The 21,003-nt window shown below is 65.2% G+C and carries 19 protein-coding genes and 1 pseudogene; 15 read left to right on the top strand and 5 right to left on the bottom strand.

The genetic code is table 11. The annotated features are described in order from the left end of the window. Positions 1-36 precede the first annotated feature (36 nt). From BMZ97_RS30065 to maiA, 6 genes are all read left to right on the top strand, one after another. On the top strand, positions 37-780 hold the full coding sequence (locus BMZ97_RS30065; RefSeq protein ID WP_092178436.1) for an SDR family NAD(P)-dependent oxidoreductase: 744 nt from the start codon (positions 37-39) through the stop codon (positions 778-780). Positions 781-794: 14 nt separating this feature from the next. After that, positions 795-2,492 carry an FAD-dependent oxidoreductase gene (locus BMZ97_RS30060; RefSeq protein ID WP_175525801.1) on the top strand — a complete coding sequence of 566 codons (1,698 nt, stop codon included), beginning with the start codon at positions 795-797 and terminating at the stop codon, positions 2,490-2,492. 13 nt (positions 2,493-2,505) lie between these two features. Next, positions 2,506-3,126 (top strand): glutathione S-transferase family protein, encoded by a 621-nt coding sequence (locus BMZ97_RS30055; RefSeq protein ID WP_092178432.1) that lies wholly within the window; start codon positions 2,506-2,508, stop codon positions 3,124-3,126. A 62-nt stretch (positions 3,127-3,188) separates the two neighbouring features. After that, entirely contained in the window at positions 3,189-4,019 is an 831-nt protein-coding gene (locus tag BMZ97_RS30050; RefSeq protein WP_175525800.1) for an SDR family NAD(P)-dependent oxidoreductase, read from the top strand. 52 nt (positions 4,020-4,071) lie between these two features. Next, on the top strand, positions 4,072-4,842 hold the full coding sequence (locus BMZ97_RS30045; RefSeq protein ID WP_092178428.1) for an SDR family NAD(P)-dependent oxidoreductase: 771 nt from the start codon (positions 4,072-4,074) through the stop codon (positions 4,840-4,842). Positions 4,843-4,872: 30 nt separating this feature from the next. Next, a complete protein-coding gene (gene maiA, locus BMZ97_RS30040; RefSeq protein ID WP_092178426.1) occupies positions 4,873-5,505 on the top strand; it encodes a maleylacetoacetate isomerase in 633 nt (210 codons plus the stop codon). A 7-nt stretch (positions 5,506-5,512) separates the two neighbouring features. Here maiA and BMZ97_RS30035 read toward each other — a convergent pair whose 3' ends face one another. Next, the gene (locus BMZ97_RS30035; protein ID WP_175525799.1) at positions 5,513-6,292 is read right to left on the bottom strand and encodes a helix-turn-helix transcriptional regulator; all 780 of its coding nucleotides are present in this window, start codon (positions 6,290-6,292) and stop codon (positions 5,513-5,515) included. A gap of 163 nt (positions 6,293-6,455) precedes the next feature. On the opposite strand from BMZ97_RS30035, the pseudogene BMZ97_RS31680 reads away from it, so the two are divergent. Beyond that, positions 6,456-6,620: pseudogene (locus BMZ97_RS31680) on the top strand (DNA-binding protein); the annotation flags it as partial. A gap of 296 nt (positions 6,621-6,916) precedes the next feature. Here BMZ97_RS31680 and BMZ97_RS30025 read toward each other — a convergent pair. Continuing rightward, positions 6,917-7,819, bottom strand: a complete 903-nt coding sequence (locus BMZ97_RS30025) for a LysR substrate-binding domain-containing protein (RefSeq protein WP_175525798.1) — start codon at positions 7,817-7,819, stop codon at positions 6,917-6,919. 181 nt (positions 7,820-8,000) lie between these two features. Between BMZ97_RS30025 and BMZ97_RS30020 the strand changes: the two genes are divergently transcribed. The 6 genes from BMZ97_RS30020 (at position 8,001) to BMZ97_RS29995 (ending at position 15,288) form a co-directional block, all read left to right on the top strand. Then, on the top strand, positions 8,001-9,551 hold the full coding sequence (locus BMZ97_RS30020) for an ABC transporter substrate-binding protein (protein ID WP_092178420.1): 1,551 nt from the start codon (positions 8,001-8,003) through the stop codon (positions 9,549-9,551). A gap of 98 nt (positions 9,552-9,649) precedes the next feature. Further along, positions 9,650-10,609, top strand: coding sequence for a nucleoside hydrolase (locus BMZ97_RS30015; protein ID WP_092178463.1), 960 nt, complete (start codon positions 9,650-9,652; stop codon positions 10,607-10,609). Beyond that, complete coding sequence (locus BMZ97_RS30010; RefSeq protein WP_092178418.1) at positions 10,606-11,565, top strand: nucleoside hydrolase; 960 nt, start codon at positions 10,606-10,608, stop codon at positions 11,563-11,565. Before BMZ97_RS30015 ends, BMZ97_RS30010 begins: the two co-directional genes overlap by 4 nt. Position 11,566: 1 nt before the next feature. Then, positions 11,567-12,544 carry an ABC transporter permease gene (locus tag BMZ97_RS30005; protein WP_092178416.1) on the top strand — a complete coding sequence of 326 codons (978 nt, stop codon included), beginning with the start codon at positions 11,567-11,569 and terminating at the stop codon, positions 12,542-12,544. Next, the gene (locus BMZ97_RS30000) at positions 12,541-13,476 is read left to right on the top strand and encodes an ABC transporter permease (RefSeq protein WP_092178414.1); all 936 of its coding nucleotides are present in this window, start codon (positions 12,541-12,543) and stop codon (positions 13,474-13,476) included. Before BMZ97_RS30005 ends, BMZ97_RS30000 begins: the two co-directional genes overlap by 4 nt. A gap of 3 nt (positions 13,477-13,479) precedes the next feature. Continuing rightward, entirely contained in the window at positions 13,480-15,288 is a 1,809-nt protein-coding gene (locus tag BMZ97_RS29995) for an ABC transporter ATP-binding protein (RefSeq protein ID WP_092178412.1), read from the top strand. A 151-nt stretch (positions 15,289-15,439) separates the two neighbouring features. On the opposite strand, the gene BMZ97_RS29990 is transcribed toward BMZ97_RS29995, so the two are convergent. Together BMZ97_RS29990 and BMZ97_RS29985 are read right to left on the bottom strand one after the other, a co-directional pair. Further along, positions 15,440-16,447: a DUF7847 domain-containing protein gene (locus BMZ97_RS29990; protein ID WP_244546675.1), complete on the bottom strand. Its 1,008-nt coding sequence runs from the start codon at positions 16,445-16,447 to the stop codon at positions 15,440-15,442. A 247-nt stretch (positions 16,448-16,694) separates the two neighbouring features. Then, positions 16,695-17,594, bottom strand: coding sequence for a LysR substrate-binding domain-containing protein (locus tag BMZ97_RS29985; protein WP_092178408.1), 900 nt, complete (start codon positions 17,592-17,594; stop codon positions 16,695-16,697). 127 nt (positions 17,595-17,721) lie between these two features. Between BMZ97_RS29985 and BMZ97_RS29980 the strand changes: the two genes are divergently transcribed. Then, complete coding sequence (locus BMZ97_RS29980) at positions 17,722-18,606, top strand: PhzF family phenazine biosynthesis protein (protein WP_092178406.1); 885 nt, start codon at positions 17,722-17,724, stop codon at positions 18,604-18,606. A gap of 91 nt (positions 18,607-18,697) precedes the next feature. Here BMZ97_RS29980 and BMZ97_RS29975 read toward each other — a convergent pair whose 3' ends face one another. After that, entirely contained in the window at positions 18,698-19,372 is a 675-nt protein-coding gene (locus BMZ97_RS29975; RefSeq protein ID WP_092178404.1) for a transposase, read from the bottom strand. Positions 19,373-19,497: 125 nt separating this feature from the next. Here BMZ97_RS29975 and BMZ97_RS29970 point away from each other — a divergent pair, with 125 nt between their 5' ends. Next, positions 19,498-19,731 (top strand): hypothetical protein, encoded by a 234-nt coding sequence (locus BMZ97_RS29970; protein WP_092178402.1) that lies wholly within the window; start codon positions 19,498-19,500, stop codon positions 19,729-19,731. Positions 19,732-21,003 lie beyond the last annotated feature (1,272 nt).

Raw genomic sequence — 21,003 nt, 5'->3', positions numbered from 1 at the left:
CCGCGCCCGACAATGCAGATGCAGCAAGGAACCGGCATGAGCGCGCCGCTGGAACAACCCCTCGCCCTGATCACCGGCGGCGCCCGCGGCATCGGCCGGGCCATCGTCGAGCGGCTCTGCGAGGATGGCTTCGCGACCATCATCCTCGACCGCGAGCAAGAGGCTGGCACGGCCTTGGCCGGAGAACTTTCCGACCAGGGTCACAACGCCCGTTTCGAGCCGATCGACCTTGCCGACCATGACGGTATCCGCGAACTCGTCGCGAGGCTGCCGACGCCGACCGTTCTCGTCAACAATGCCGGCGTCTTCGACAACAAGCCGTTCTTCGAGCTGGAAGGCGGCGACTTCACGCGGATGATGAACATCAATGTGACGGCGCTCTTCCTGCTGTCGCAAGCCGTCGCGCGCCGGATGAGGCCGGGTGGGCGCATCATCAACATCGCCTCGCGCGTCTTCCTGGGTGCGCGCAACCACGCGCATTACGTCGCCTCAAAGGCAGCCGTGGTTGGATTAACCCGGGCCATGGCGATGGAACTCCTGCCCAGCGGCATCATGGTCAATGCCGTCGCACCGGGCGCCGTCGCGACCGAGATGGTTGCCACGCAGTCGGATGAGGCGCGCGCCGCGCTTTTGGCGCTGCAGCCCACAGGAAAGCTCGCCGCTCCCGCCGACATCGCCAATGCGGTCGCGTTCCTGGCCTCGCCGCGGACGGACTTCATCTACGGCCAGGTGCTGATGGTCGATGGCGGCAAGTCGCTCGGCGGCGGCCTGGGACTGTGAGCGGCGGGATGGCCATGACGGAACGCTTCGATGAAATCCACGACGTGGTCGTGGTCGGCTCCGGCGCCGGCGGCATGTCGGCAGCCATCACCGCCGCCAAGGCCGGCCTCGACGTCGTCGTGATCGAGAAGACCGAGTATATCGGCGGCAGCACCGCGGTTTCCGGTGGCGCGATGTGGGTGCCGGAGAACCCGCACGCCACCAAGGCCGGACATGCCGATACGCGCGAGGCCGCGATGGCCTATGTCGAGGCCGTCCTCGGCAACCGGCTGAGGCCGGATCTGATGCGCGCCTTCCTCGATAATGGCCCCGAGATGGTGCGCTTTTTCGAGCGCGAGACAGCGCTTCGCTTCGAGGCGCGCGCCTATTCGCCGGATTATCAGCCCGAACAGCCCGGTGCTTCCAAGGGCGGACGCACGATCGACCCCGCCGCCTATGACGGCAACGATCTCGGCGCCGACTTCGCCTTGCTGCGTCCGCCGCTGAAGGAGTTCACCGTGCTGAACGGCATGATGGTGAACCGCAAGGACATCGACGCCCTCGTCGGCCGCTTCCGCAGCCTCGCCAATTTCCGTCACAGCGTCGGCCTGCTCTGGCGCTACGGCCTGGATCGCCTGCGCCATCCGCGCGGGACGCGTCTGCTCATGGGCAATGCGCTCGCAGGACGCCTGCTGAAATCAGCACGCCTTGCCGGCGTCGACTTGCGGACGAAAACAGAGGCCGGCGCCCTGATCACACATGAAGGCACCGTGCTGGGCCTCGTGACGAAGACGCAGGACGGTGAACGACGCATCGGCGCCCGGCGCGGCGTCGTGCTTGCGAGCGGCGGCTTTCCCGCCAACGAAGCGATGCGCAAGCAGCACCTTCCGCATGCCGAGGTCCACCACTCGATGGCGCCGGCGGGCGACACGGGCGACGGCATCCGCCTCGGCCTCGAGGCCGGCGGCGCGATGCGCGACGATAACATCGGTGCAGCCTTCTGGACCCCGGTCTCCGTCCTGAAGAAGCCGGATGGGAGCGAGGTCAAGTTCCCGCATCTCATCCTGGATCGCGCCAAGCCCGGCCTGATCGCCGTGAATGAAAAGGGCCGGCGTTTCGTCAATGAGGCGACGTCCTATCACGGCTTCGTCCAGGCCATGCACGCCGCCGGGGCAGTGCCTGCCTACCTCGTCTGCGACAGCGTCTTCATCGCCAGATACGGTCTGGGGCTGGTCCATCCTGGGCTACGCTCTCTGGCGGCCTTCGTGGACGCGGGCTACCTGTTCGCTGGGGACAGCATCGCCGCCCTCGCCGCGCGCATCGGCGTTTCGCCGGCGGCGCTCGCGGCCGAAGTCGAGGTGATGAATGCCGCTGCCAGATCGGGCGAGGATCCCGCCTTCGGCAAGGGCTCCAGCGAATACAACCGCTATCTCGGCGATCCCAGCCACAAGCCCAATCCCTGCCTGGGCCCGATCGCGACCGGCCCCTTCTACGCCGTGAAGGTCTGGCCGGGCGACATCGGGACGGCGACCGGCCTGAACTGCGACCCACAGGCGCGTGTCCTCGGCAGGGACGAGCAGGCAATTCCTGGCCTGTTCGCCAGTGGCAACGACATGAACTCCATCATGGCAGGCGCCTATCCCGGCGCCGGCATCACGCTCGGCCCGGCGCTCACCTTCGGCTTCATTGCCGGGCGTGCGCTCGCAGCCGAACCCGACCGTCTGCAGATATGAGAAAGGCCACCTCATGAAGCTCTATCAATCCACAACCTCTCCCTTCGTGCGCAAGGTGCGGATTGCGGCAGCCGAACTCGGCCTGATCGGCCAGATCGAGATGCTCGACGTCTCGCAGGAGTTCAAGACAGGCGGGCCGACCGCGCGCGAGGCCAACATCGTCAAGTCGAACCCGCTCGGCCAGGTGCCGACCTTGCTGACGGATGACGGCATTGCGATCGCCGACAGCCGCGTGATCTGCGAATATCTGAACCACCGCGCCGGCGGCGAGATCTTTCCGTCCGACCCAGCCAAGCGCTGGACCGCCCTAATGGATCAGACAGTCGGCGACGGCCTGCTCGATGCCGCCCTACTGGCGCGTTACGAAGGCTTCCTGCGCCCGGAGGAGAAGCGCTGGGACAAGTGGAGCGAGGGCCAGATGACCAAGGTCCGGGCCGTCCTTGCCGTGATCGAGGCCAAGGCGGCCGAATTTGGCGATAGGCTCGACATCGGCACCATCACCTTCGCCAGCGGGCTGGCTTATCTCGACCTGCGCTTCGGTGACCTCGGCTGGCGCGACGGGCACCCGGAAACGGCCGCCTGGTTCGCGCGGATCGAGCAGCGTCCCGCCTTCGCCCAGCAGAAGCTGGGCTGAGGCGGTGCGGTCTGATCGCGGCGTGGCGACGTCATGAACGTCTCCGCAACAGGAACGCTATGATGAGCATCTCTCTTGGGCTTGCCGGCCGCATCGTGATGATTACGGGCGGCGCTTCCGGAATCGGGCGTCAGTGCGCGCTTGCGCTCGCCCGCGAGGGAGCTGCCGTCGCGATTGCCGACAGCAACGCCGAGGGAGCGGCTGCCGTCGCCCGTGAGGTCGAGGCCATGGGTCAGCAAGCAGCCTCCATAGGCTTCGACGTACGCGATGCATCGGCGACCGACGTCGCCGTCGGCGAAATCGAGAAGCGGCTCGGACCTCTCGACGGGCTGATCACGGCCGCCGGAATTTCGCGCCCCTCGCCGGCCACCGAGCTCGCCTCCGAAAGCTGGGAGGCCGTGATTGGCGTCAACCTCAGCGGAACCTTCTACTCCTGCCAAGCCGTAGGACGGCGCATGGTCGCGCGTGGGCGCGGAGCGATCGTGACAATCGGCTCGATATCTTCGCTCGGCGGCCAATCCGGCCGGGCTCACTACTGTGCGTCGAAGGCGGGCGTTGTCGGCCTCACCCGGGACCTCGCCATCGAATGGGGCTCCTATGGCGTGAGGGTCAACTCCATCGGGCCGAGCGCAACCGATACGCCAATGATCCGGGCCGGCATTCCCGAGAATTTTGTTTCAGGCGTCATGGAGGATCGAACGCCGCTTGGGCGCCTCGCCCAACCCGAGGAGATCGCCAATGTCTGCCTGTTCCTGCTGTCGGACCTCTCGAGCTACGTGAACGGCTCGCTGCTCATGGCCGATGGCGGGGTGACCGCAGGCTTCCTCACCCACCGGCATGGCCGCGACCTGTCCTCAAAGACGCTGCTCGCCAGTGGCATCTACACGGAATAGGCGCGGCAATCTTTTGAACTGGGCACGAAACGCAAAAGGACGGACGATCGACATGACCAAGCTTGCCCTCGTCACAGGCGCCGGACGCGGCATCGGCGCTGCGATAGCCCGAAAGCTCGCAGCAGATGGCTGGCGCGTGGCGGTCGCCGACCTGACGCGCGAGCCCGCGGCGGAACTCGCCGGCGCCCTGCCGGGGAACGGTCACAGCAGCTGGGCGGTCGATGTCTCCAGCGAGGCATCCGTCGACGATCTGTTCAGCACAGTCGAGGCCGAACACGGGCCCGTCACCGCGCTGGTCTGCAATGCCGGCATCCTTCTGATGGCGGCCGACGGCGAACGCCCGACCATCTTCGACATGACGCTTGACGACTGGGAGCGGACGCATGCGGTCAATACGCGCGGCGTGTTTCTCTGCATCCGCGCCTATGCACGGCGGCGGCGCGAAACCCCGGTTGCGGACGGCCGCGTGACAACCACCAGCTCGGTAGCGGCGGAACTTGGCGGCTATCGCGGCTCGGCCAGCTATATCTCGTCGAAGTCCGCCATCCTCGGCTTTACCAAGGCGATGGCCCGTGAGCTCGCGCCTCTGAAGATCACGGTCAACTGCGTTGCGCCCGGGGTCATCGACGCGCCCATGCTGGCGGCGGCGACGCCGGGCTCGGCTCCGGCCGACACGCTGGACCTGCTGGCGAAGGCCGTTCCGCTCGGAAGGCTCGGCCAGCCGGACGACATCGCCGGCGCGGTGTCGTTCCTGCTCTCCGAACAGGCGTCCTACATCACAGGCGCGACGATCGACGTGAATGGCGGCTACCGCATGGCCTGAGTAACCGGCTCGCTCAAGGAATCCGCCCCGATGACCCTGCACGGCTATTTCCGCTCATCCGCCGCCTGGCGCGTTCGCATCGCGCTGGGCCTCAAGGGACTGTCGCTGAAGACGATCGCGCACAACTTGCGAACCGGCGAGCAGAACGATCCGGCCTATGCCGCAATCAATCCACAAAAGCTCGTTCCGACGCTGGAATTCGATGATGGCACGGTGCTGACGCAGTCGCTCGCCATCATCGGCTGGCTTGACCGAGAGGTGCCGAAGCCTCCGCTGCTTCCCCCGGCTTCACGGCGGCGGGCGCAGGTCGAAGCCTTTGCCCTGACGATCGCCTGCGACACCCATCCCCTGCAGAACCTGAAGGTGCTGAACCGGCTGCGTGCCGCCGGCTGGGCGGAAGACCAGGTCAAGGGCTGGATCGCCGCGGCCCTGTCGGACGGGCTCTCGGCCTGCGAGGCGCTGCTGCGGGATGAAGGCGGCCCGTTCTGTTTCGGGGAGGCTCCCGGTCTCGCCGATCTGTGCCTCGTGCCGCAGATCGGCAGCGCGCGCCGCTTCGGCGTCGACCTGTCGCCCTATCCGAAGCTCGTGGCGATCGACGCCACCTGCGCCGCACACCCTGCGTTCATCGCGGCAAGGCCGGACCAGCAACCCGACGCCGTCTGATCGCGGCTCACATCAACATGCGCATCAGCTCGTTCTGCGATGAGATGCCGAGCCTCGCATAGGCGCGCTTGCGGTAGGTCAGCACAGTGTTGATGCCCACGCCGAGCTCCAGCGCGATGCCTTCGGAGGTCACCCCGGCGGCCACCATCGAACAGACGTCGAGCTCACGGCTCGACAGGCTCGGAGCAGCCTTCTCGAGGCGCGCTCGGAAATAGGGGGCGGCGTTGCGGCTCTCGCCGGGTCCGATCGACGAGTAATGGCGCCAAAGCGCGGCCAAGAGCAGCGGCGCACAATCCGTCAGCTTCGCGACGGCAGCGTCGCTGAAGCTCTCACGGCGGCCGCGATAGACGCTGACGCGCAGGGTGCCGGCAGGCCGCTTCTGAATCAGCGAGAAACGTTCGGAGAGGCCGACCGCCACGTAGCAATCATTGCGATAGGCGGGGTTGGTGATGTCGCTGAAGCGCAGCTTCAGAGCCCAGCAACGATGGCTGTCATGCTCGTCGATCACGATCGCGTTCGCCGGGTCAGCATTCCAGTGACGCGCGACATAGCGCTTGGCGACGCATAACGCGGTCTCGCTCGGCCCTTTGTCCTCGGCCAGAAGCGTGTGGACCTGGCCGTCCGGCGTCGAGACGAACGCGGTCAGATTTTCCGTCCCGGTGAAGCGGCGGGTCAGGGCGAAAAGGCTCGGGGCGAATTCACGGCGGCCGACGCTCTCGATCACATCCGGCATCGCCGACAGCATGTCGCGCGCCGGTGCGGCCGGCCCGATCGCGGTGAGCTGCATTCCGATCTCCCGTTTGGCTCTCTTTTTTGCAGCAACCATCGTTGCTACCCGGAGCGCATCGGCACTTGGGTAACAGCATTCAGATTTGCATGCAAACTTGCGAAATGCGCTTTGCCGCTCCGTGCGATCCGGGCTCAGGGCTCATTGATCAGGTCAGCGAAGGACGCTGAGGAACTGGAGAGCCGTGCGCATCGGTCCGTCCTTCATCGAAATCGGCAAGGCCGTCCTCTATCCAGTCCGCGAGCTCGATCGTTGGGACAAGTCCAATCTCGTGATTTGCAGACCCTCCCGATCCTTGCCGTTGGTGGAATGCCCTTCGGCAGGTTGAGCTGGATCACCAGGGTTGGCCGTTCCCGCGGGCATTCCAGCTCACGCCGGATCACGCCTCGGTCCAATTTCCCTCTGAAATGAGGAATTTGCGAGTGTACTCCGAGCCGTTCGACCGCTTTCCGACAGGAGGCAAAACGCCAAATGTACCGCCTGACCTTAGCAGCCGACATTTTGCGAGTGAGGAGGTCCTTAACCCTTCCTTGAAGGCGCGACGGCCTCCTCGGCCCCTAGCTCAGCAGTGCCGCGCCGCCCGGGCTCAAGCCTGGTCGTAAGGGTCGCTGCCCCCGGCCTGCGTCAGCGTGATGATGCCCCCGGCAACCTCGCCCCAAGCCAGGCTTTCGCCTTGTCGATGATCTCGTCGGCCAAGAGGAAGCCCGGCGCCTGCGGCGGACGGATGGCGACGTAGGAAATCTCGATTTCCGGCGTGAACAGGCGGGTCACCAGCTCCCCCCGCGCGTCGACGGTCACCGGATCGGAGATCGCGACGCCGTCGCCGCGCGCGGCGAAGCTGCAGCAATTGGCCATCGAGGTCTCCATCAGGGTGGCGGGAGACAGGCCTGCCTGGGCCAGAATGGTGTCGAAGCTCTGGCGCACCGGCGTCTTGCGGCCCGGCAGCAGCAGGCGATAGGCGACGAGGTCGCGCGGCGTGATGCCGGGCAGCGCGGCCAGCGGGTGATCGCGGCGCATCGCGACGACGGCATGGGTGGTGGCGAGCGGCTGCGCCGGCAGGCCGGCATGGCGCGGGGAGCCGAAGACGAAGCCGAGATCATAATGGTGGTTGGTGATCATGTCGCAGATATGGTCGGTGCTCTCGACGTCGAAGACCACCGAGACGTCCGGCTGCGCGCCCATCAGCCCCGACAGGATCTCCGGCAGGCAGGAGGCGGCCAGCGCCGGCATCGCGGCGATGCGCAGACGCATCCCGCGGGAGCCGCGGATATCGTCGGCGATGGCGCCGATATGATCGAGACCGAGATAGAAGCGCTCGACCTCGCGATAGAGGCGGATGGCTTCGGCGCGCGCGACGAGCCGGCGGCCATCCCGGTCGAACAGCCGGAGATCGACGGCGATCTCAAAATCCCGGATCAACCGGCTGACCGCCGGCTGGGTCACATTCATCATCTGCGCCGCCAGCGTGATGCTGCCGGTCAGCATGATGCCGCGAAAGGCTTCGACCTGGCGGGGATGGAGGCGCAACTGTCGATTCATAGCGCGCCTCGGTCCATGCAACGCGTCGATCCATATAACATTAGCTTATGCTGATAGGCCGTAATGCGATTTTCAAGCAAGAGCGCGATCCTGTAGGGAGCAGGGACAACGCGGCAGCAGACGAACGACTGCCGCGAATCCACGGGAAAACGACAAGGACGCGCCCGCCATGAGGATGACTGTGCTCGCTGCCGTTCTGGCAGCCTCCGCCTTTGGCGCTCCCGCCACAGCGTGGAGCGAAAGCCTGACGATCGGCCTGGCCGCCTCGACGACCTCGATGGACCCGCAATTCTATGTCGTCGGTCCCAACAGCGCGATGGCGCGCAATATCTTCGACGGGCTGGTCAACCAGGATCAAAAGCAGCGGATCCAGCCGGCGCTGGCGGAGTCCTGGAGGGTCGTGGACGACACGACCTGGGAGTTCAGCTTACGCGCGAACGTCAAATTCCATGATGGCAGCGCCTTCAGCGCCGCCGATGTCGTCGCCAGCATCAACCGCGTGCCGCTCGCCTCGCAGAACAGCCCGAGCTCCTTTGCCGCTTATGTCCGCGACATCGCCGAGGTCACGGCGGTCGATCCGCTGACGGTCCGCATCAAGACCAGGGGGCCGACACCGCTTCTGCTCAATAATCTGAGCCGCATCGCGATCCTGCCGGCCGCGATGGAGAAGGTGCCGACGCAGGAGCTCAACACCGGCAAAGGCGTCATCGGCACCGGCCCGTTCAAATTCGCCTCCTGGACGCCCGATGACAGGGTCGTGCTGGAGCGCTGGGACAGCTATTGGGGCGAGAAACCGGCCTGGGACAAGGTCACCTTCCGCGTCTTCAAGAACAGCTCGGCCCGCGTCGCCGCCATTCTCTCCGGCGATGTCGACATGATCGAGAGCATTCCCACCGCCGATATGCGCAATATCGAGAAGGCGAATGCGCTTGGTGTCGTCAACATCGCCGGCAATCGCATCATGTATCTCCACATGGACCAGGCGCGCGATGAATCACCCTTCGCCAAGGGGCCCGATGGCAAGAACCCGTTGAAGAACCCGGATGTGCGCCGCGCCCTGTCGCTGTCGATCAACCGGCAGGCGCTGGTCGAGCGCATCATGGACGGCCAGGGCGCGCCCGCCGGCCAGCTCGTGCCGGACGGCTATTTCGGCTATGATCCGGCGATCAAGCTCGATGCCTATGACCCGGCGAAAGCCAAGGAGCTTCTCGCCAGGGCCGGCTATCCCGGCGGCTTTGCGCTGACCTTCCACGCCTCGAATGATCGCTATCCCAACGATTCCAAGATCGCGCAGGCGATCGGCCAGATGTTCAGCCGCATCGGTATCAAGACCGAGGTGACGACCATGCCGGGCAGCGTCTATTTCACGCGCGCCTCGGCCCTCGAATTCAGCTTCATCATGGGCGGCGCGGCGGTCGAGACCGGTGAGGCCTCGGGCGTGCTCGGGCCGATCCTGGAGAGCTATGGCGAGAAGGCCGGCCAGGGCAATCGCGGCCGCTACTCCAACCCGCAAGTCGACAAGGCGCTGAGCGAGGCCCGCGCGACGCTCGACGACGCCAGGCGCGAACAGCTCCTGCGCCAGGCGACTGAGACCGCGATGACGGATCTCGGCGTCATCCCGGTGTTCTTCCTCGCCAACACCTGGGCGCTGAAGAAATCCCTCAGCTATGAGGGCCGCTCGGACGGCTACACCCTCGCCTCGGACGTGAAGCCGAAATAGCCGGCCCGCATTGGCCTCGTCCCCTGCCCCCCTGCTCTCATCCGCCCCCTGCCCGCTCGCGAGACCGCGAGCGGGAGCGATCAGCCCTGATGGACCTCATGACGACGCTTCCGATCATCATCGATACGGATCCCGGGATCGACGACAGCATCGCCCTGCTGACCGCCTTCGTTTCGCCCGAGCTCGACATCCTCGGGATCACGCCGGTCTGCGGAAACCAGCCGCTGGCGAGCACGTTGCGCAATGCGCTGCAGATCTGCGAGCTCGGCGGCCGCAGCGATGTGCCGGTCCATGCCGGCTGCTTCCGGCCGCTGCTGCGCGAGCCGATCCATGGCCAGTTCCATGGCACGACCGGCCTCGGCAATACCGTCCTGCCCGATCCGGTGAAGACGGCGGAGGCGACGTCGGCGGTCGCGTTCATCATCGCAAGCTGCGAGGCGGCGGCTGCGAGCGGCCGCAAGATCACCATCTGCAGCCTGGGGCCATTGACCAATCTCGCGGTCGCGCTGCGGATGAAGCCTGCCATCACAGAGGGCATCGAGAAGCTGGTGATGATGGGCGGCGCCTATCGCGAAGCCGGCAACCGCAGCATGACCTCCGAATTCAACGTGCTGGCCGATCCGCATGCCGCCCATATCGTGTTTTCCAGCGGCATTCCGATCGTCGCTCTGGCGCTCGACGCCACGCATCAGGTCATCCTGACGCCTGACCATGTCAGCCAGTTCGCCGCCGTCAGCGGCCGCATCTCGGAGCCGCTCTCGCAATTGATGGCGTTCTGGGACCGCAATGACGTCAAGCGCTACGGCTCGCGCGGCGGCCCGCTGCATGACCCGCTGGTGATCGCCTATCTCTTGGCGCCCGAGCTCTTCCAGACGCAGCCGGCGCGGGTCTTCGTCGAGCATGAGAGCGAGCTCTGCATGGGCCAGACGATCGCCGACTGGCATGGCAAATCCGGCCTCGCGCCCAATGCCGAGATCGTCGTGAAGGTCGATGCGCCAGCCGTGATCGCGCTCTTCCTGGAACGGCTGTCGCGCTACGATGCGAAGGTCACGGCGTGAATCGCCAGCGCATCATCGTCGACACCGATCCCGGCGTCGACGACGCGGCCGCGATCCTGATGGCGCTGGCCTCGCCCGAGCTCGAGGTGCTCGGCATCTCGGTGGTCGGCGGCAACGTGCCGCTGCAGGCGACGCTCGCCAATGCCTGCAAGATCCTGGCCCTGGCGGGGCGCCCCGAGGTGCCGGTTTTTGCGGGCGCGCCGGGGCCGCTGGTGCGCCAGCAGGTCTTTGGCAAATACGCCGCGATCGGCGCCTTCAGCGACACGCTCCTGCCTCCGACCGATCTGCGCCCGGCTGATGAGCATGCGGTCGATTTCATCATCCGCAGCGCGCGCGCCGCGATCGCCGAGCCCATCACCATCTGCGCGATCGGCCCCTTGACCAATATCGCGCTCGCTCTGGTGCAGCACCCCGATGTGGCGAAGGGCATCGCGCGGATCGTCGCCATGGGCGGCGCCTTCACCGCGCTCGGCCATCGCACGCCCTGGGCGGAGTTCAACGTCTATGCCGATCCGCATGCGGCCGAGATCGTCCATGGCTCGGGTATCGAGGTCGTGGCGATGCCGCTCGACGTGACCTTCCAGGCGCTGTTCACGGCCGAGCACATTGCGGGCTTCCGCAACACCGGCGGCGCGGTCGGGCGGGCATTGGCCGATCTGCTCACCACCTATGACCGCAGCGACATCGCGCGCTTTGGCCGCCCCGGCGGCCCGATCCATGACGCCATGACCATCGCCTGGCTGCTGCAGCCGGAGCTGTTCAAGGGCCGCCCGGCCGCCATCGGCGTCCAGGTCACGGGTAAGACCGCCGGCTACAGCTATGCCGATTATCACGGCAAGACGGAGCGCGCCGCGCGGGCGACGATCATCGAGAGCGTCGATGAGGCGGGCTTCATCGCGCTGCTGTCGCAGCGCCTGAGCCGCTACGGGCAGGCCGCGCCCCGGGCAGGAGGCTGAGATGGCGCGATATCTCATGAGCCGGTCGCTCCAGACCGTGCTGACGCTGTTCGTGATGTCGGTCCTGGTCTTCGTCGGCCTCTACATGGTCGGCAATCCCGTCGACGTGCTGCTCAGCGCCACCGCGACGCCGGCCGAGCGGCTCGAGGTCATCCGCGCCTTCGGCTTGGACCGGCCGGTCTGGGAGCAATATGGGCTGTTCCTGCTGCGGGCGCTCTCGGGCGACCTCGGCAACTCCTTCGTCTTCAACCAGCCGGCCCTGACGCTGATCCTGAAGCGCATGCCGGCGACGCTGGAGCTCGCCTTCGTCGCGCTCGTCATGGCGCTGGTGATCGGCCTGCCGCTCGGGATCTATGCCGGCCTCAAGCCGAAGGGGTGGATCGCGAAATCGGTGATGACCTTCTCGATCCTCGGCTTCAGCCTGCCGACCTTCTGGATCGGCCTGGTCATGATCCTGCTGTTCAGCGTCAAGCTCGGCTGGCTGCCGGCGTCCGGGCGCGGCGAGACCACCTCGCTGCTCGGCATGCCGGTGAGCTTCCTGAACTGGGACGGGCTGTCGCATCTGCTGCTGCCAGCCTTCAACCTGGCGCTGTTCAAGATCTCGCTGGTCATCCGCCTGACCCGCGCCGGCGTGATGGAATGCATGCAGCTCGATTTCGTGCGCTTCGCCCGCGCCAAGGGGCTGTCGGAATCGCGCATCGTCTTCGGCCATGTGCTGAAGAACACGCTGATCCCGCTGATCACCGTCATCGGCCTCGAACTCGGCTCGCTGATCGCCTTTGCCGTCGTCACCGAGACGATCTTCGCCTGGCCCGGCATGGGCAAGCTGATCATCGACGCCATCGGCGTGCTCGATCGCCCGGTGATCCTGGCCTATCTGATGATCACCGTCGTGATGTTCAGCCTGATCAATCTCCTGGTCGATATCCTCTATTCCGTCGTCGATCCGCGCGTGCGCCTCGGGGGAAACTCGCAATGAGCCTCGATCCCCAGGTACGGACCTCGGTTCACGGGCCGGCTGCGGGCGGCACCCATGCCGGCCGCTCGCCCCTTCGCGAGATGCTCGGCGCCCTGCTGCGCGACAGGCTCGCGCTCACCGGCGTCATCCTCGTGGCGCTCCTGGTGCTTGCCGCGATCCTGGCGCCATTGATCGCGCCGCAGAACCCTTATGACCTGTCCCAGCTCGACATCATGGACAACCGCCTGCGGCCGGGCTCGCGCAGCATGAGCGGCATGCTCTACCTCATCGGCACGGATGATCAGGGCCGCGACCTGTTCAGCGCGATCCTCTTCGGGCTGCGCACCAGTATCCTGGTCGGCCTGTCCAGCGCGGCGATCGCGCTCGTCATCGGCGCCGCGATCGGCCTGATCAGCGCCTATCTCGGCGGGCGGACCGACGCCGTGCTGATGCGCATCGTCGACATCCAGCTGAGCTTCCCCGCGATCCTGATCGCCCTGATCTTCCTCGCCATCCTCGGCCAGGGCATCGACAAGATCATCCTCGCTCTGGTCGTGACGCAATGGGCCTATTATGCGCGCACCGTGCGCGGCTCGGCCCTGGTCGAGCGCCGGCGCGCCTATGTCGACGCCGCGCGCGCCATGGCGCTGCCCGACCGCAGCATCCTGTTCCGCCATATCCTGCCCAACTGCCTGCCGCCGCTCATCGTCGTCGCGACCATGCGCATCGCCTATGCGATCATGCTGGAGGCGACGCTCTCCTTCCTCGGCATCGGCCTGCCCGTGACGGAGCCCTCGCTTGGCCTGCTGATCGCCAACGGCTTCGAATATCTCCTCTCCGGCGATTACTGGATCAGCGTCTTCCCCGGGCTTGCCCTGCTGCTGCTCATCGTCGGCGTCAACCTGATCGGCGACGGCTTGCGCGACATCCTCAATCCGCGCAGGGAGGGCTGAGGCATGACGGACCCCGTGCTTCGCGTCGACAATCTCACCACCTCCTTCCGCGTCGGCCAGGACTGGCTGAACGTCGTCAACAAGGTCAGCTTCGATATCGGTCCGCGCGAAACCGTGGCCGTCGTCGGCGAATCCGGTTCCGGCAAGAGCGTGACGGCGCTTTCGATCATGCGCCTGCTCTCCCCGGCCAATTCCCGCACCTCCGGCAAGATCCTGTTCGAGGGCCAAAACCTGCTCGCGCTGCCGGCCAAGGCGATGCAAGCCGTGCGCGGCAACCGCATCGGCATGATCTTCCAGGAGCCGATGACCTCGCTCAACCCGGTCCTCAGGATCGGCCGCCAGATCACCGAGGTGCTGAAGCAGCATCGCGGCCTCTCGCAGGGCGCGGCCGAAGCCGAGGCCGTGCGCTTGCTCGACAAGGTGCGCATCCCCTCGGCGAAGTCGCGCTTGTCGGAATATCCGCTGAGCTTCTCCGGCGGCATGCGCCAGCGCGTCGTCATCGCCATCGCGCTTGCCTGCGAGCCGAAGCTGCTGATCGCCGACGAGCCGACGACGGCGCTCGACGTGACGATCCAGGCGCAGATCCTGGAGCTGATCAAGGCGCTGCAGGAGGAAGAGGGCATGTCGGTCCTCTTCATCACCCACGACATGGGCGTGGTCGCCGAAATCTCCGACCGGACGGTGGTGATGTATCGCGGCGAGGCGGTCGAGACCGGCACGACGCAGGCCATCTTCGCGGGCGCCAGCCATCCCTATACGCGCGCCCTGCTCTCGGCGGTGCCGCAGCTCGGCTCGATGACCGGCAAGCAACGGCCGCTGCGCTTTCCCGTGGTCGACCTGCAGACGGGCGCGATCGTGCCTGCCCCGGCGACAGCCGATACGGTGAAATCCGAAGCCCGGCCGGTACTGGAGGTCGGCAACCTAGTCACGCGCTTTGACCTGAAGGCGGGTTTCTTCGGGCGCGTCAGCGGCCGGGTCCATGCGGTCGAGAACGTCTCCTTCGATCTGCGCCAGGGCGAGACCTTGTCGCTGGTCGGTGAATCCGGCTGCGGCAAGTCGACCACGGGTCGCTCGATCATCAGGCTGGCGCAGGCGACAGGCGGCGCAATCCGGATCGACGGCCGCGACGTGCGCGGCGCCGGCCGGACGGAGCTCGCCGAAATCCGCCGCCATGCGCAGATGATCTTCCAGGATCCGTTCGAGAGCCTCAATCCGCGCATCCGCATCGGCTCGGCCATCGCCGAGCCTATCATCGCGCATGGGCTCGGCACCGCCCGGGATGTCGACGCCCGCGTCGCCGCTCTGCTCGAGCGCGTCGGGCTTTCCGCCGGGATGGCCGATCGCTTCCCGCATGAATTCTCCGGCGGCCAGCGCCAGCGCGTCTGCATTGCGCGTGCGCTTGCGCTCGAGCCGAAGCTGATCGTCGCGGATGAAGCCGTGTCGGCGCTCGACGTCTCCGTCAAAGCGCAGGTGATCAACCTGATGCTGGATCTGCAGGAGCGCTATGGGCTGGCCTATCTCTTCATCTCGCACGACATGGCGGTGGTCGAGCGCGTCAGCCATCGCGTCGCGGTGATGTATCTCGGCGAGATCGTCGAGATCGGCCCGCGCGCCTGCGTGTTCGAGAACCCGCAGCACGCCTATACCAAACGGCTGATCGCGGCGGTTCCGATCGCCGACCCGACCCGGCGCCAGCTGCGCCGCATCTCCAACGACGAGATCAGAAGCCCGGTCCGCCCCGCCGACTATGTGCCGCCCCAGCGCAGCTATCGCGAGGTCGCGCCCGGGCATTTCTACCAGCTGCCGCAGTGAAGGCGACTGGCGTTTCCAGACGGGCTCTTGGCCAGGGATAAAGCCAAGGGGGTCCGCGCCGGGCCAGCGTCATGCCGTCTCCGGGCTGCTCCGGAATCCCGCGCACAGGCCATCCCGAGCGATCATCCCGGTCACAGATCACGCTGCGGCGTCAGTCGAAGGTGTTCGCCAGCGTGTCGAGGTCGATGCCTTCCTTGGCCGCGCGCAGGTCATGATAGATCACCGCGGCGAGAACCGCGCCGAAGGCGGTGGTGACGACCTGCCAGGCGAAACTCAGACACTCGCCCACAAAGCCGTAGCCAGCCATCCGCGAGAGCACGGAACTTCCGATCAAGGCGACCGCGAAGATGAGCATCAGCAGCCCGAAAACCTGCCAGCGATAGCCCTTGGTCAGAGCGACGCTGCGGTACAGGCTTGCCATGACGTCTGTTTTCTCGATCACGCAAGCCGGAATGGCGACGGCGAGCATGCACATGACGATGAGGCCCGGTATGACGAAAAGCATCGCGCCAAGACCGGCCGCGAGGCCGCTCAGCAGCGCCACACCGATCACGGGAAGGACCTGCGCCAGCCCGATCTGGAGGGACTGGCCGATCGTGAAGGGTTGACCGCGCATCTCCTGAAAGGCGCCGTAGAGGCTCGTCGCCTGCGCCATGACCTGCAGCACGAAGGTCGCGATCCCGATGACGGCAGCGGCAACCGCAAAGCCTGCTCCCGCGCCGCCGCCGGCCCCCATGATCAAGACCAGCAGCAGCAAGGGCGCCATCGGAATCAGCGCCAGCAGAATGAACTTGCCGAGCTGGCGACTGAAAACCGCGAAAGTCTTGTCGAGGACGGCGCCGACACGAAACGGCCCGCCACTCGCCGGCTGTTCGCTGACGAAAACGTTGCTCATCCACTCCCCCCTTCGATGAACGTAAAGACTGGCATGACGTATCGGGACGCGCAATTGACGCTGGGGCACAATTTTCCCGCGGCGAGCCGAGCCCTGGCGGCGGAAGCATACCCTGCCTTGATCACCCACGCGCCGCCATCCCGGGCGAAGCCCTCGGGTCCGATCTTCGATCGGCCCAAGGACAGCCGCCGCGCAGCTCCGGGATCCGAAGCGCGTCATGGTCGGGCTTGACCCGGCCATCTCTGATTTCAGCCAGCTGGTCATGAGATTCTCGGGGCGCAAGCCCGAGAATGACGCTCTACGATAGGTCCTGGGTCTCCGCTTCGCTACGCCCGGAATGACGGCGTGTTTCCCAGCAGAGACAGCCAGCTCCTGGAGCACTGCCTTAACGCGTTGTCCTCACGCGAACCGGTCTCCACTGCGCCCGAAAACGCTCCAGACTGATAGGATCGATCACAAGCCATCCTGTGGCCGGTGCCGCCCTCGCCCCCGGCAAGCGAGGCCCGATGCGTCAGCGCTCGACCGATAGGGCATCGGCCCGCAGAAGCGGTACCATCCAATCGCGGAAGGCATCGATCGCAGGGTCGAGCCTGCTCGTTCCGAGCGGACGAACCAGATGATAGGCATGCTCATCCCGGATCCTGACATCCCCCAAGGCGACAAGCCTGCCAGCCGCGATCTCCGGCTTCACCAGAATCCCGCGCGCCAGGGCCACGCCTTCGCCTGCGATCGCCGCGTCGATCAGCAAGCCGGCATCGGCATAGCCGGGTCCATCGTCGTGCTGTTTCAGCGGCAGCCCGGCGGCGCGCAGCCAGGGCGCCCATGGCTGCCAGCTGTGGCGCAACAGCACGCAGCGGAGGATGTCCGGCGTGCTCGCAAGGTGCAGCCGCTCCCGGTAACGCGGCGCGCAAACCGCCAGCAGCGTCTCGCGCGCCAGCGGCTCGGCCCGCAGCCCCGGCCAGCCCCCGGGTCCGTAGCGGATCGCCGCATCGACCCCGGATGGGCCGAGTTCGGCATGATCGAGCCTGGAATCGAGTTCGATGGCGATCTCGGGATGCGCATCGCGAAACAGGTTGAGGCGCGGCACGAGCCAGCGCGAGGCAAAGGAGGGCAGCACGCTCAATTTGATCGTCCGGCGGGCGCGGTCACGGAGGGGCGAGGCGAAGGCCTCGTTCAAGATCGCCAGCGCCTCCCGCACGCGCAGCATGAGGCGGCGGGCCTCATCGGTCGGCAGCATCTCATTGCCGACGCGCCGGAACAGGACATGTCCGGTGCGGGCTTCGAGGTCGCGGATGCGGTGGCTGACAGCCCCATGCGTCAGGCCGAGCTCGTCGCCGGCGCGCGAATAGCTTTGCCACCGGAAGGCGGCCTCAAACGCGCGCAATGACTGGATCGAGGGCAGCTGGACCATGAGGGTTGTTAATTTTGATCACAACCGCGGTCAAATCTTGTCGTTGGGCTCAGCCCGGCGGGCGAGCTAGCGTGCCCGCGACAATGCAGCCGGCTGATCGATCAGCCAGTCGAGCGGGAACAGGCCAATGCGCAACTACAAGGTCGTCGACGCTTTCACCACGCGGCCCTTGCTGGGAAATCCCGTCGCCGTCGTTCTCGACAGCGACGGATTGAACTCCGAGGCGATGCAGGCGATTGCGCGTTGGACCAATCTGTCCGAGACGACCTTCGTGCTGCCGCCGACGACGCCTGATGCGGATTATCGGCTGCGCATCTTCACGCCGGGGTCCGAGCTGCCCTTCGCCGGGCATCCGACACTGGGCAGCGCGCATGCGATCCTCGAGGCTGGATTGGCCAGCCCGAGAAACGGCAAGCTCATGAACGGCAAGCTCGTGCAGGAGTGCGGCGTCGGCCTGGTGGAGATTGCCGTCGCCGGCCAGGGCGTCGACCAGGTCCTGACGCTGTCGCTCCCGCCCGCGACGATCACGCCCCTCTCGCGCGAGGATGTCGACGAGATCGAGGCCATCATCGGCGCGGCCGTCAAGCGCGAGGCGCCTCCGGCGATCGTCAATGTCGGCCCCGTCTGGGTTATCGCAGAGCTTTCGAGCGTCGAGGCCTTGTTGGCGCTGAAGCCTGATTTCGCCCGATCGGCGGCTTTCGAGCGCCGCATCGGCGTCACCGGCATTACCCTCTTCGCGCAACGCGGCGCGGGCGGGCCGGAGATCGAAGTGCGGACATTCGCCCCCTCCTGCGGCGTCTACGAGGACCCGGTGTGCGGCAGCGGCAATGGCAGCATCGCGGTGTTCCGCCATGCTCGCGGATTGCTGCCCGCCGCTGGCGCGCGCTATGAGGCCGCACAGGGTCGCTGCGTCGGACGTGACGGCAAGATTTTCCTGTCTGTGGACGCGGACGGCAAGGTCCAGGTCGGCGGGTCCTGCATCACCACGGTGAATGGCACCCTGGCCGCCTGAAAGCGGTAGCCGCGAAGCAAGCTGTTGCAAGAGTTGCAAGACAAGGAGGCGGAGTTCCCGCCCGCGGCATGTCGGGCGCCGACGCGCACAATTACGGCGACAGTTTACTTAATTTTGGCTTGGGCCCGCGCTTTTGCGGCGCAAGCGCGCGGCCGGCTGCCGTTTCAAGCGTAGCGATCCACGACGGCGCGCCCAGTGGACGGCCGGTCGTCTCCGCCAGGCGAAGGGCATTGGCCGCAGCCGCGTCCTCTTCTGTCTCCAGCAGGCTGGCGAAATCGGGAAAGCGCTCCAGGACCGGCCCGAGATCGGTCAGGCCATCGGCATCCCCGCTCAGATGGGCGCGGACGCTCGACCACGGCCATTCTTCAGCCCGGGCGACGAGGCGGGCCCGTACCGGATTGAGGCTGACATAGCGCACAGCATGGGCAAGGTGGCCCTCATCCATGACGACCGAACCGAAGCGCCCCTGCCAGAGGTGCCCGGTCCAGCGGTTGCGGGCATTGATCCGCGCCGTGTAGCGGCGATGCGTCTCGCCGAGCAGAGCGCGCAGGCCATCGGGCGTCTCGGGAACAGCCAGGAGATGGACGTGGTTCGGCATCAGGCACCACGCGATCAGCCGCGTACCGGATTTGGGCGCATAGGCCTTCAGGAGCCCGATATAGGCCTCGTAGTCGTCGTCCCCGAAGAACACGCGCTCGCGCCGGTTCCCGCGCTGCGTGACATGATGGGCAAGGCTGGGAACCACGAGGCGGGCGAGACGGGTCATGCGCGCACGGTAGCAGTGCGGGGCAATTAGTAAACTGTCACCGTAATGGCCGGTGCGCGCCGGCGGTGCGCGCCGGGCTGGTTGCGCACGCGCAAGACTGGCGCTGGTCCAGCGCACGGGCGCATATGACCGGCGAACCGGACGGGGTCACCGATCTTACGCCAATCCGCGACAGGCTGCCATCGCAGGAAGGCTTGTTCGATTTGGCTGATGAGGACGCGGCAGCGTTTGAACGACTGCGCAGGGCTGAAAGCATCGGACGGCCCATCGGCAGCGAGGCGTTTCTGGAGCACATAGCGACGTTGACCGGAAGGGACCTTAAAGCTACGAAAAGAGGGCCGAAAAGCAAAGCCGAATAAAGTGCACTGTCACCGTAACTCGTGCACTGTCACCGTAACTCGCCGAGACCGAGCGCGTCAAAAACACTATTGGCCATGTTCCGCCTCCGCATCGAGAGAATCGTCGAATATTGACAGCCGCAGTGAGATTTTAATATATATTAATAATATTATTTACTTAAAAGAGACCTCTTCAGTATTTTTATAAAGAACCCATAGGATATGAATAGTAAAAGAGACATATAAAATATCGACCTATTGGAATATATACTATAAATATTATCATCCAATAAATTAGTAATGTACAAAAATTTGCAATAAATCGACAATGTTAAAACAATAAAATTCATTATGTAAACATAAAATGGAAACGATTCGTATTCATAATCTGAAAATCCCTTTAGTATTAACATTAACGCAGTCATTACTATCACGAAAGCTGCATAAAACGTGATAGAATTGATTTTGGATAATATCAATAACTTAAGCACAAACGAAAAGATAAAATCGAATACAACTAGATAAAATATATCCTTGTCGAAAAACTGGCGCCACGGCGTTAAATTATCTCGCATGACATACCTAATCCAAAGCCAAACCGCGATCTATCCGGAAATTCGTGCATAGAAAACTGTCACTAATCCATCTTAGTGCTGTAAGAAAACTGCCGCAGCAAGATCAGCGACATCACCAACCATTCCAGATCGCTGATCGAATATTGCTTGAATTCGGGGCTCTGGCTCATCACCAGAAGACCTCGCCGAGCATGGCGGCGATCGTTTTGTCGGCGTTGGCGGGATCACCCGGCTTGCCCTGCCCCGTCGAGTCCGGAATCTCGGTTTTCGGTTCCATGCGTCGCACCCGCCCAAGCCTCGTTTCAAGACCCGGACCGGCAGTTCTTGCCGAAGACTCAAGCCACAATTCAGATGTGCCGCGCCCCACCTGAGGTTGCAATATGTTGCCAGGTGGTATCCCAGCATTTCCACATGACGTTGCGCAACCGCAACAGGTGACCGCCCGAGCGCATCTGCGGCAACCGCCCGACCGGCCCTTTGAGACGCGCCTGTGGCGCTTCTGAGGATGCGGGCTCACAGGTCCAAACTGGCGCCGATGATTCCAATGGCTCCGTCTTCGCTAACGACGCGCCGTCATTCCGGGCGTAGCGAAGCGGAGGCCCGGAATCCATCGTAGAGCTCCGGAGCCCTCCGATGGATTCCGGATCTGCGCCGCTAACGCGGCTTGTCCGGAATGACGGTGCGGGTGATGGCGAGCGATCAGAGGCCTTTGATATCC

It is taken from the genome of Allobosea sp. OK403 (assembly GCF_900113835.1).
Classification (GTDB): Bacteria; Pseudomonadota; Alphaproteobacteria; order Rhizobiales; family Beijerinckiaceae; genus Allobosea.
The sequence above is the reverse complement of the archived record's forward strand: the minus strand, read 5'-3'. Positions and strand labels throughout refer to the sequence as shown.